Source organism: Streptomyces sp. NPDC001980, from assembly GCF_040296885.1.
Lineage (GTDB): Bacteria > Actinomycetota > Actinomycetes > Streptomycetales > Streptomycetaceae > Streptomyces.
Map to the genome: position 1 here is coordinate 173,995 of NZ_JBEOYD010000019.1, position 9,920 is coordinate 183,914.

General features: G+C 70.7%; 10 protein-coding genes, 1 tRNA gene and 1 pseudogene. 6 read left to right on the forward strand and 6 right to left on the reverse strand.

Annotated features, from left to right (window positions below; translation table 11 throughout):
• Positions 1-109: 109 nt before the first annotated feature.
• Both ABT137_RS27955 and ABT137_RS27960 read right to left on the reverse strand, forming a co-directional pair.
• Entirely contained in the window at positions 110-886 is a 777-nt protein-coding gene (locus ABT137_RS27955) for a hypothetical protein (protein WP_351713598.1), read from the reverse strand.
• Between the two features lie 176 nt (positions 887-1,062).
• Entirely contained in the window at positions 1,063-2,352 is a 1,290-nt protein-coding gene (locus ABT137_RS27960; protein WP_351713636.1) for a serine/threonine-protein kinase, read from the reverse strand.
• A 310-nt stretch (positions 2,353-2,662) separates the two neighbouring features.
• On the opposite strand from ABT137_RS27960, the gene ABT137_RS27965 reads away from it, so the two are divergent.
• The 4 genes from ABT137_RS27965 (at position 2,663) to ABT137_RS27980 (ending at position 6,506) form a co-directional block, all read left to right on the forward strand.
• Entirely contained in the window at positions 2,663-3,247 is a 585-nt protein-coding gene (locus tag ABT137_RS27965; protein WP_351713599.1) for a TerD family protein, read from the forward strand.
• 588 nt (positions 3,248-3,835) lie between these two features.
• Positions 3,836-4,111 (forward strand): hypothetical protein, encoded by a 276-nt coding sequence (locus tag ABT137_RS27970; protein ID WP_351713601.1) that lies wholly within the window; start codon positions 3,836-3,838, stop codon positions 4,109-4,111.
• Positions 4,112-4,278: 167 nt separating this feature from the next.
• Complete coding sequence (locus ABT137_RS27975) at positions 4,279-4,479, forward strand: hypothetical protein (protein WP_351713603.1); 201 nt, start codon at positions 4,279-4,281, stop codon at positions 4,477-4,479.
• Positions 4,480-5,033: 554 nt separating this feature from the next.
• Positions 5,034-6,506, forward strand: a complete 1,473-nt coding sequence (locus tag ABT137_RS27980; protein WP_351713605.1) for a sialidase family protein — start codon at positions 5,034-5,036, stop codon at positions 6,504-6,506.
• Positions 6,507-6,672: 166 nt separating this feature from the next.
• Here the strand turns inward: ABT137_RS27980 and ABT137_RS27985 are convergent, their stop codons facing one another.
• On the reverse strand, positions 6,673-6,882 hold the full coding sequence (locus ABT137_RS27985) for a hypothetical protein (protein WP_351713607.1): 210 nt from the start codon (positions 6,880-6,882) through the stop codon (positions 6,673-6,675).
• A 99-nt stretch (positions 6,883-6,981) separates the two neighbouring features.
• Between ABT137_RS27985 and ABT137_RS27990 the strand changes: the two are divergent.
• Positions 6,982-7,239 (forward strand): annotated as a pseudogene (locus tag ABT137_RS27990) (hypothetical protein); the annotation flags it as partial.
• 35 nt (positions 7,240-7,274) lie between these two features.
• On the opposite strand, the gene ABT137_RS27995 reads toward ABT137_RS27990, so the two are convergent.
• The 3 genes from ABT137_RS27995 to ABT137_RS28005 all read right to left on the reverse strand — a co-directional run bounded on the left by ABT137_RS27995 (position 7,275) and on the right by ABT137_RS28005 (position 9,234).
• Positions 7,275-7,348: transfer RNA gene (locus ABT137_RS27995), tRNA-Pro, on the reverse strand.
• A gap of 74 nt (positions 7,349-7,422) precedes the next feature.
• On the reverse strand, positions 7,423-8,184 hold the full coding sequence (locus ABT137_RS28000; protein WP_351713609.1) for a Pr6Pr family membrane protein: 762 nt from the start codon (positions 8,182-8,184) through the stop codon (positions 7,423-7,425).
• 123 nt (positions 8,185-8,307) lie between these two features.
• On the reverse strand, positions 8,308-9,234 hold the full coding sequence (locus ABT137_RS28005) for a metallophosphoesterase (protein WP_351713611.1): 927 nt from the start codon (positions 9,232-9,234) through the stop codon (positions 8,308-8,310).
• Positions 9,235-9,337: 103 nt separating this feature from the next.
• Between ABT137_RS28005 and ABT137_RS28010 the strand changes: the two genes are divergently transcribed.
• Positions 9,338-9,805: a GatB/YqeY domain-containing protein gene (locus ABT137_RS28010; protein ID WP_351713613.1), complete on the forward strand. Its 468-nt coding sequence runs from the start codon at positions 9,338-9,340 to the stop codon at positions 9,803-9,805.
• Positions 9,806-9,920: the final 115 nt, after the last annotated feature.

The following is a 9,920-nucleotide window of genomic DNA, read 5'->3' on the forward strand; positions in this document are numbered from 1 at the left end:
CTGACCCCGGGGCGCCGGACGGCGCCGGTTCCGGGCGGCCGCCACCGAACTGGCTGTCCTGCGGCCGACCGCCTTGCACCGGGGCGCAAAGGTCTGGGACGGGAACCCGCTATGCCGGCGGTCGGCGTACCGCGTTGTCGTCCGTCACCTCGTACACGTCGATGCGCAGCAGCGTGCGAACATGCGCCGGAACGCGTTCGGCGGCCTTGACCGACGAGGACGGCACCACCAGCGCGTACCGCGTGTGGGGGTCCTGGCTCGTCATCCGCCGCAGCAATTGCCCGTAGGCGATGTCGGCGTCGATTCCCTTCTCGCTGGTGCGGCCCTTGGCCTCGCAGATCAGCCGCTCATCGCCACGCACGGCTTCGAGATCGGTCCAGCGGTCCGTGGGATCAACCGGTGTCCAGCCCTCCGCAAGAAGCCAGGTACGGAAGGCGTCGGTGACCCGGTCCTCGTCGCTGCGGCGTGCCAGGATCCTCCTCAGCGCGGCCAGGTCCGTCTCCTGGCTACGGCGCAGTCGTCCGCGACCGTCCGCATCGAGGTCGGCCGGCCGGATCACGATCAGCCGCAGTCCGTGCGCGGGAATCTCCGTATCACGCCGTGCGTCGTACAGCGCCCGCTGCTCGCCCCGGTGGACGCCGCTGACAGTGAGCCTGTCCGGCTTGTCGAAGTGGGGCGTGGGCTGGTCGTGCTGGAGTTCCCGGTACTCGACGACGAGTTGATGGCCGGGCCAGTAGGCGTCGACCGGCAGTTTGACACGTCGGCCGCCCACCCCGGGGTCGCCCTGCAGCCAGTCGAACTTGTGCTGGGTCAGCGCGGTTTCGCCGAGCACCTGGTCGCACAGGCCGACCACGTACGCCTCGTCACTGTCGTCTCTCGTTCCCATGAGCGCGCATCATGTCAGCGTTCGCAGGTTCATAGGCCGTCTTCATCGACGGGTTCGGGTTCGCGGGTGCAGTGGTAGCCCTTGCCGGCCCTCACCTGCCTGCGGGCAGCGGCCATCGGGGCCCCGTTCCGGGCTGCGCCGGTTGCCGGGATTTCGGCGGGTGCTGTGACGCGGGATCAGTCCTTGCCGACCTCGTTGTGCTCGCGTTTCCCCTTGGGGGTGTCCTGTTGCTTGTCCGAGCTGTCGTCTTCGCCGATTCCGGGCTGCTGGCCGCCCGTCGGCGGAGGGGTCAGGGTCGAGGGCGTGGCCCGGATCGGGCTCGTGGTGTGCGGCAGGTCAGTCGGTGGTGTATCCGCCGAGCTGCGGTCGGGGGAGAACCACGCGATGCCGACCAGCACCGCCGCGAGGAAGACCACCACGGCGGCGATCGCGCCCACCGTCCTCGACCTGTTCACGCCGAAGGCGCGGACTTCCGTTCGCTGACGACGTCGCGTCCGGTGGGCCGGAGCGGTGCCGGCGGCGGACGGGAAGGCGTAGGTGGTCACGGAGCCCGGGGGGACGTTCGTGTCGGGCCGTGTCCTCGCGCGTGCCCCCAAGGTGGTTGCATGCGGCTCCGGCGCGGGGCGCGGTGCGACGGCCGGGAGGGGCTCGGGACGCCCTCTCCAGGAGCCCGCGGCGAACCATTCGGCCGTCTGACGCGCCGTGGGACGGTCCTCGGGCCGCTTCGCGAGGAGACCGAGCAGGTAGTTCTCGAAGGCGGGCGGCAGTCCGATGCCCAGCTCTCGCGGCGGCACGGGGGGCGTGTCGAGGTGGTGGTGGAGGACGGCGATGGCGCTGTCGGCGTTGAACGGCACCCGTCCGGTGAGGAGTTGGTAGAGCACGCAGCCGAGCGAGTAGACGTCGGACGGCGGTCCGGCGGGTTGACCCAGGGCGCGCTCGGGCGCGATGTACAGGCTGGTCCCGACGATCTGACCGGTCGCGGTCAGCCCGCCACCCGGGTCGTCCGTGAAGCGGGCTATACCGAAGTCACCGATCTTCACGGATCCGACGGCGTCGAGAAGAAGGTTGCCGGGCTTGATGTCCCGGTGCACGACGCCCTGTTCGTGCGCGACGGCGAGCCCGGCGGCCGCCTGGGCGGCGATGCGGGCGACGTCCTCGGCCGGCAGGTATCCCGCCTGGGCGAGCACGCGGTGCAGACTGTCGCCCTCGACCAGCTCCATCACCAGGAACAGACGGCCCTCCTGCTCGCCGAAGTCGACGACGCCGACCACATGCGGGTGCCTGAGCCGGCCCGCGGTCTGGGCCTCCAGGCGGAAGCGGGCGGCGGCGGTGGGATCGGTGTTCTGGGCGAGCAGGAGCTTGACCGCCACCGGTCTGCCGAGCATCTCGTCGTACGCCCGCCAGACCTCTCCCATCGCGCCTCGCCCGATGACGGTCTCCAGCCGGTACCGGCCCGCTATCAGCACCTGTTGCTTCATCCTCACGCAGTGAGACGACTTGACCGCTGTCGGCCACGCCCCTCTGGGGGAACGGGTGTTGGTGGGATGCCGCAGCTTCCTCACTCTACTGGCGGGCCGACGACGATCAGCCACGATCAGGACTCCCGGGCCGGGCCGACCGGAGTGGCCGGGCCGACCGGGGCGTCGGCCGACGGCGACGCCGGGGGTACGCCTTCTCAGGGTTCAAAGCGTGCTCATGGCCCCGTCACGTGGAACCGCGAAGGTGCCAGGCACACTCTGCGTGTTGAAGTCCCTTTGACACGAGGATGAGCCACACATGATCACACTCACCAAGGAAGACGGCCCGGCAGACCTGGACGGCGTGACCCACCTGGCCATCGGGGTCTCATGGGATCCCACCGCCGGCAGCAGCGGCGGGATGCTGGGCAAGCTGCGCCGCCAGAGCGGCACCGACCTCGATCTGATCGCCATCGCCATGCAGGGCGGTGACCCGGTGCGCCTGGCGGGTCTCGACTCACTCGACCCCATGGGCAACGGCTCGTTGGTCCACAGCGGCGACAACCAGACCGGGCGCGGGGACGGAGACGACGAGACGGTGACCGTCGAGTTCGCCCGGATCCCGCCCAACATCACATCGATAGTGTTCGTGGCCGCCGCGTACAAGAAGGGCAGTTCCTTCCAGAAGGCGCGCAACATCAGCTTCAAGGTCTACGACGCGACCGGCGGCAGCTCCCAGCAGGTCGCCGACATCTGGCCGAGCCTGCTCACCCAGGACAACGGATGCGCCGTGGCCAAGGCACAGCGGGTCGGCGCCAGTTGGAAACTTGAGGTGATCAACGTGACGGGAAAGATCAAGCAGGGGGACGAGCACGCTCTGATGCGTTTCGCTGCCAGCAAGTAGTACGACTCCGAGGCCCGGTACCCGAGTTGTATGTGGCGGAGTCGACGAGGGTCGGTTGCGCGGGGCCCGGGGGCGGCGGGGTGGTCCGCTCCCCCGTCAGCCGGCAGAGTGGCGCAGCTCATGCGCTGAGGGCGGTGTCGTCGGATCCGGCTGCCGGACTCTGGCTCAGCGGCGCTGCCGGGCGGTCCAGGCCACGGCCTCCCCAGCGCATGGCGTCATCGCCGTCCGCGCCCGCACCGCCCCGGCGAAGCAGAACGAACGAGGCCGGCTACCGCGCTTCGCGCCATCACAGTTACTCAGCGCGGCCGCTCCCCGGATGCCCAGGACGGGCGGGGGAGAGGATGCGACGCTGGAGTGAGGGGCCCGCGAGTGGAGGTCCGAGTGCGTCTCATCCGGTCCGGGCCCTCTGCTTCGGCCTGGCGACCATGTCCCGGTGCGGCTCCACGGATGCGACGCGGAATCGTGCGGTCAGTCTGTGAGCCCGCCGGCCGGGGCACCGCTCACCGAGCGTCGCCAGGCGGCCTTACCGCGTGGTTCCGGCCCGCCGGGACCAGGACCGCGCGACCAACCGGAAGGCAGGTGCGTCCCATGCGCACGTCGACCCGTATCGCCGGTGCCCTCACCGGCCTGACCCTCACCCTCGGTGGTGCGGTCCTCGCCGCTCCCGCGGCCCGGGCGGACATCCCCGCCTGCACACGGATGGCCGAACTGGCCGGTGCCACCGCTTCCGACTCCGTCACAGCGGCCTGCAGCCGTGGCGTGGTCGGAGACCTGCAGAGTTGTGTGACCGGGCTGACCGGGGCCGGAGTGGCGGGCGGCGCCGCGACCGGTGCCTGCCGGGCGGCGGCCCACGAACCGCGTTAGAGGACCGCGCGCGGCAGCCGCCCGCCGGCACCGGTCGGGCGCGGCGCCCAGCCTCGCCTCGCCTCGCGGGCCTCATGCGGAGCGCCCATGCTGAGTAAGAGGGCGCCGTCGTCTGGAGACTTGTCCTTCCCGAAGGCCGAACGAAGGCGCCTGAGAGGAGTCAGCGCATGCGAAGAATCCTGGGCCTCGCCCTGGCCGCGGCAACCCTTGCCGGCGTGAGCGCCGTCGGCGCTGTCAGCGCCGGGGCCGCCTCGTCTCCGAACATCTCCAGAGACGACTGCACGGCCGCCGGCGGACAGATCGTTTCACGCCCCTACGACGGCTACGTCTGCGCGCTGCCTGACGGGACCACGCAGGCGATCCCTTGACCGGCCGGCGCACGGCTGGGCAGCAAGTCCGGCCGGTGCACCCGGCGCGGTGGGTACGGAGTGACGGCACCCGGTCCACCGTCGGGTGGATCGCCCGCGCCCGTCTCGACACCGCGGCACTCGCGACGGTGGATGCCGCCCGTCTCGAAGCACTGTCCGCATCGAGGCGGCCCTTTGCCGATGCCCTGACTCATCCCACCGTTGAAGAGGTCCAGCAGGTCATCCCGCTCCAACCCGTCTGAGCCAAGGCCGACCCCGCCGGCATCGCCGGCCGGCACGCGGCCCACGGCCCTCTCCGGGGACCTACGAGACGGCGCCGTAACAGCACGACCAAGGAGCCGACCGGCACGGTGCACCCGCCGGTCGGCTCCGTCGTGCCCCTCGACGACCCCGGGGTGACTCCGTCGTTCGGCCCATCAAGGGCACCGGCTGCAACGCCGAAAAGGACCGAGCGGAGTCGCCCCACCCTCGCGTTCCGTCATGCCTCCGCGCCCCAGGCCGCCCCGATGACGGCGGTCCCGTACCCCGGCCGACAGGCCCGGAGGAGATCCCGCATGCGCGTCTTCCTGCCCCTGCCCGCCGTCACCACCGCCGCGCTCCTGCTCGTCACGGTCACCGGCGCGACTCCCGCCGCAGCACACCGGAACTCCGACGACACCCCCCTGGTCAAGGTGTCCCACGGCGACCCGTACGCGAAGTGCACCATCGGAGCGAGGTCCCCCGACAGCATCGTCTACCCGGCCACCGAGGTCGAGCCGTACCTGTCCGTCGACCCGCTCGACCCCAAGCGCGTGGTCACCGTGTTCCAGCAGGACCGCTGGAACGACGGCGGCGCCCGTGGCCTGGCGGCCGGCTGGACCACGGACGGCCACACCTTCCACCAGAGCACGCTGCCGTTCAGCCTGTGCGCCCCCGGCGGCGCGGACTTCGAACGGGCCACCGACCCCTGGGTGAGCACCGGACCGGACGGCACCGTCTACGCGAGCGGGGAGGGCGTCGACTTCACGAAGAGCACGCGCACCGCCCTCCTGGCAGTCACGTCCCGCGACGGCGGCCGCACTTGGCAGAACCTCACCACCACGCACGTCGACGAGCAGCCGTTCTTCAACGACAAGCCCTCACTCACCGCCGACCCGATCCGCAAGGGCACCGCCTACCAGGTCTGGAACCGCCTCGACAACGACCCACCCGGCCCCAGCTCCCTCGACGGTCCCGGCTTCATCTCCCTCACCCGCGACGGCGGCCGCACCTGGAGCACGGCCCGGCCGTTCGTCGACACCAGCACCGTGCCGAACACCCAGACCATCGGCCATCTGATCGTCGTCGACCGGCGCACCGGCACCCTGTACGACTTCTTCGACCGGATCACCTACTCCGACGACCTGAGCACCGTCGTCGAAGCCCGCTACGAGGTGGTCACCTCGACCGACGCCGGAGAGACCTGGAGCGCCCCGGTCACCGTGGCCCGGGACACCTCCGTACCGGAGGTCGACCCGCACGACCCCACCAAACTGCTGCGTGACGGGACCACCCTGCCGAGCCCGGCCGTCGACCCCAGGACAGGCACGCTGTACATGGCCTACGAGGGCTCGGACTTCTCCGGTGGAAAGTTCGATGCCGTCCAGCTGGTGCGGTCCACCGACGGCGGACGCACCTGGGGGACCCCGGAGCTGATCAGCTCCAAGGGCGTTCCGGCCTTCTCACCGTCGATCGCGGTCGCCGAGCGGGGCACGGTCGCGCTCACCTACTACGACCTGCGCTTCCTCGAGCCAGGCAACACCACCACCCTGCCCACCGCCTACCAACTGGCCACGCTGCAGCACGGAAACCCGAAGCTCCGGACCGAACGACGGATCTCGCGGGTCTTCGACTGGCTGCAGGCGCCGTTCTCCGGGGGCTACTTCCTCGGCGACTACCAAGGCCTGGCGGCAGCCGGCGAGGGAGTACGGGCGGTGCTCACCGAGACCCACTCCGGCGCACCACAGAACCGTACGGACGTGTACACCAGCAGTCTCCGCACCGGCTGACCGAAGCGGACGCCGTCGGCCGGCCCGGCTCCCAACTCGTCGACAGTTGCTTCCCTGCCGACTCGGACCTGGCGTGCCCGACGGGTCGGCACAGTCCCTGCGACTCGCCCGGCTACGTCGCACGGGAGCGCCCCGCGGCGCGTGGCTGCGGGGCGCCTTGTGGGGGTCAGTCGACCTGCTCCCCGTCGTGCGTACCGCCCTTGCAGAGGTTGCCCGGCTCATTGATCGCGGGAATTCCGCCGCCCTGCCTGCACTCGGAAGGGGTGACGTACGATGGGGCACCCTGTGCGGCGGTGGCGGTGGCGGCGCCTGTGAGGCCGAGTCCGGCGAGGGCTGCCGTGGCGATGACGGCGGCGAAGATTCGTCGAATGCGCATGTGGTTCCCTTTCACGGATTGCCTCGGTTGGGGCACTAGTCAGCTTGATCTTCACCCATGTGGGTGGCACGTCATGTTGGGCCATTCGGGTGACGGCGCTGCCGGGTACCGATCGCTCCAGGGCTGACACCGCATGGGTTGCGCCACACTCACAAGACCCTCGTGAGAGATGCACTCACCGGGATGTGGGAGGAGGCGTTGGACGCGCGCCGGGCGATGAGCCCCGGCTCGCCCGTGGCTGCCTTGGACGCGTTGCTGAGGGCTCGCGGGCAGGGCGCCGGTCTGGAGACGGATTCCAAGATCTTCTCCAGTTTTTCGCCAGAGAGCCCCCGAGGAACAGATCAGGCCCGGTGCTGATCTCTCAGCACCGGGCCTGACCTGGTGTTTCTCTGTCGGGGTGGCGGGATTTGAACCCACGACCTCTTCGTCCCGAACGAAGCGCGCTGCCAAGCTGCGCTACACCCCGGTGTCGCTGCTGTACTGCTTGTCGCGGCGACGTCGTTTACTTTAGCCCACCGGTGGCCGGAGACGAAATCCGGTTTAGGGGCGGCGGCCGACCGGGTTCGGGCGGGCGTGGTCCAGGGCTACCAGGAGGACTGCCAGGGCGTAGCAGGCGAGGCCCAGGAGGAGGGCGTTGGCGAGGATGGCGCGGTAGCTGTGCTGCTCGGCGTCGAGGAAGGGGTAGAGGTAGCGGCCCGGCGTGCCGGGGAGCAGCAGCTCCGCCCGGACGAGGGTGAAGGTCAGGTAGGCCAGGGGGTACAGCATCCACGCCGGCGTCTGGCGGAGGTGGAGGCGGGCCGGGGGGGTGAGGACGAGCCAGTCCAGGAGTGCCGCCGCGGGGGCCGCCGTGTAGAGGAGCTGCAGGGCCAGCCACTGGCCGTGCCAGGCCACGGGAAGGTGCGTCGAGCCCGTCATGGAGAACGGGGGAGTCGTGTGGCCCAGGAGCAGGTGGTAGACCAAGGACGAGACCACGGCGCAGAGGAGTACCGCGCCGGTCAGGGACGAGGGCAGGGGGCGGGCCGCCTGCCAGGCTCGGCGGGCCGAGGCGAGACTCACCAGGGTCAGGAGCACCGCCGCCTGGACTCCGAAATAGCTCAGGATCCGGTCCGGGCTGCCCAGCAGCAGCTCCAGCGCCACGCCCGCCGACGCCAGCACGGCCGTCAGGAGGCGGAACACCGCGGTCACAGGGCGGCGGACGGGGGCGACCACCGCCGTCGCCGGAACGTATCCGGGCATGAGTACGGGCGTGCCCGGGACCGCGGGGAGGTCGGGGATGTCCCTGGGTATCGGAGGAGTCGTCATGCCCTCAAATTAGGGAGAAAGGGGCATGTCCGGCATGTTGGTCTACGCCGGGTGGGTTATTCCGTCGGTCGGGTCCCCTCCGGTGCGGGGCCCGGGAGGGGACCCCGCCGGCTGAGTCCCCTCCTACTTGCGCCCCACCAGCGTCAGCAGCGTCGCCTCCGGCGGGCAGGCGAAGCGGACCGGGGTGTAGCGGTTCGTGCCGCAGCCCGCCGAGACGTGCAGGTAGGACGTACGGCCCTCGGCCGTGTGCGTGGACAGGCCCTTCACCCGGTCCGCGTCCAGGTCGCAGTTGGTGACCAGGGCGCCGTAGAAGGGGACGCAGAGCTGGCCGCCGTGGGTGTGGCCGGCCAGGACCAGGGGGTAGCCGTCGGCCGTGAAGGAGTCCAGGACGCGCAGGTACGGGGCGTGCACCACGCCCATCGAGAAGTCAGCCGTACCGGACGGGCCGCCCGCCACCTGCGGATAGCGGTCGCGCTTGATGTGCGGGTCGTCCAGTCCCGTCAGCTCCACCGAGGCGCCTTCGATCTTCAGGGTGCCCCTCGTGTTCGTCAGGTTCAGCCAGCCCGCCCCGTCGAAGCCGTCCCGCAGGTCCTGCCAGGGGTTGTGGATCGCACCGACGACCGGCGGGTTGCCGTTCAGGCCGTGCTTGCCGCTCACCTTCTCCAGCAAGTAGCGGGCGGGGTTGCGGGGCTTGGGGCCGTAGTAGTCGTTGGAGCCGAAGACGTACGCGCCCGGGAACTCCATCAGCGGGCCCAGCGCGTCCAGGACCTCGGGGATGCCCTCGGGGTCGGACAGGTTGTCGCCCGTGTTGATCACGAAGTCCGGGCGCAGGCCCGCCAGCGACTGCAGCCAGCGCTGCTTCTTGCGCTGGCCGCTCACCATGTGGATGTCGGAGACCTGGAGCACGCGCAGCGGGCGCATCCCCGGCGGGAGGACCGGGACCGTCACCCGGCGCAGGCGGAAGGAACGGACTTCGAAGCCGGCCGCGTACAACACACCCGCGGCGCCGAACGCCGCGATTCCCAGGGGTACTCCGTATCGAGCGCGCATATGACCATCGTGTCAGACCGAGCCGGCGCTCAGAGACCGGGCGGTACGTGAGACGGGTAAATGGGCGGGCGTCGGGCGTGCGGCACCTGCGACAATCGGTGCCATGACCACCACGCTCAAGTCGAAGCTGCAGGACGACCTCAACGCCGCGATCAAGGGACGCGACGAGCTCCGCTCGGCCACGCTCCGGATGACGCTCGCCGCGATCACCAACGAAGAGGTCGCGGGCAAGGAGAAGCGTGAGCTCTCCGACGACGAGGTGCTCAAGGTGATCGCCAAGGAGGCGAAGAAGCGCCGGGAGGCGGCCGAGGCCTTCACCCAGGGCGGCCGTGCCGAGAGCGCCGAGCGGGAGAAGGCGGAGGGCGAGGTCCTCGCCGGTTATCTGCCCAAGCAGCTCAGCGACGCGGAGCTGGAGGGGATCGTCGCCGCGGCCGTCGAGGAGGCGAAGGCGGCGGGCGCCGAAGGGCCGCGGGCCATGGGCGCCGTGATGAAGATCGTGAACCCGAAGGTGGCCGGCCTGGCCGAGGGCGGCCGCGTCGCCGCCTCGGTGAAGAAGCGGCTCCAGGGCTGAGAGAGCAGCAGGCGGTACGACGGTGGGGCCGCACCTCTTCCGAGAGGTGCGGCCCCCAACAGCGGCGGCTACCAGGAACTCGCCGGTTCGCAGGCCGTGCCCCGGCTGGCGCGCG

Bases quoted from the DNA above. Each gene is read 5' to 3' on its own strand.
- ABT137_RS27955 (WP_351713598.1), bottom strand. From the start codon at position 886: ATGGGAACGAGAGACGACAGTGACGAGGCGTACGTGGTCGGCCTGTGC.
- ABT137_RS27965 (WP_351713599.1), top strand. From the start codon at position 2,663: ATGATCACACTCACCAAGGAAGACGGCCCGGCAGACCTGGACGGCGTG.
- ABT137_RS27970 (WP_351713601.1), top strand. From the start codon at position 3,836: ATGCGCACGTCGACCCGTATCGCCGGTGCCCTCACCGGCCTGACCCTC.
- ABT137_RS27975 (WP_351713603.1), top strand. From the start codon at position 4,279: ATGCGAAGAATCCTGGGCCTCGCCCTGGCCGCGGCAACCCTTGCCGGC.
- ABT137_RS27980 (WP_351713605.1), top strand. From the start codon at position 5,034: ATGCGCGTCTTCCTGCCCCTGCCCGCCGTCACCACCGCCGCGCTCCTG.
- ABT137_RS27985 (WP_351713607.1), bottom strand. From the start codon at position 6,882: ATGCGCATTCGACGAATCTTCGCCGCCGTCATCGCCACGGCAGCCCTC.
- ABT137_RS28000 (WP_351713609.1), bottom strand. From the start codon at position 8,184: ATGACGACTCCTCCGATACCCAGGGACATCCCCGACCTCCCCGCGGTC.
- ABT137_RS28005 (WP_351713611.1), bottom strand. From the start codon at position 9,234: ATGCGCGCTCGATACGGAGTACCCCTGGGAATCGCGGCGTTCGGCGCC.
- ABT137_RS28010 (WP_351713613.1), top strand. From the start codon at position 9,338: ATGACCACCACGCTCAAGTCGAAGCTGCAGGACGACCTCAACGCCGCG.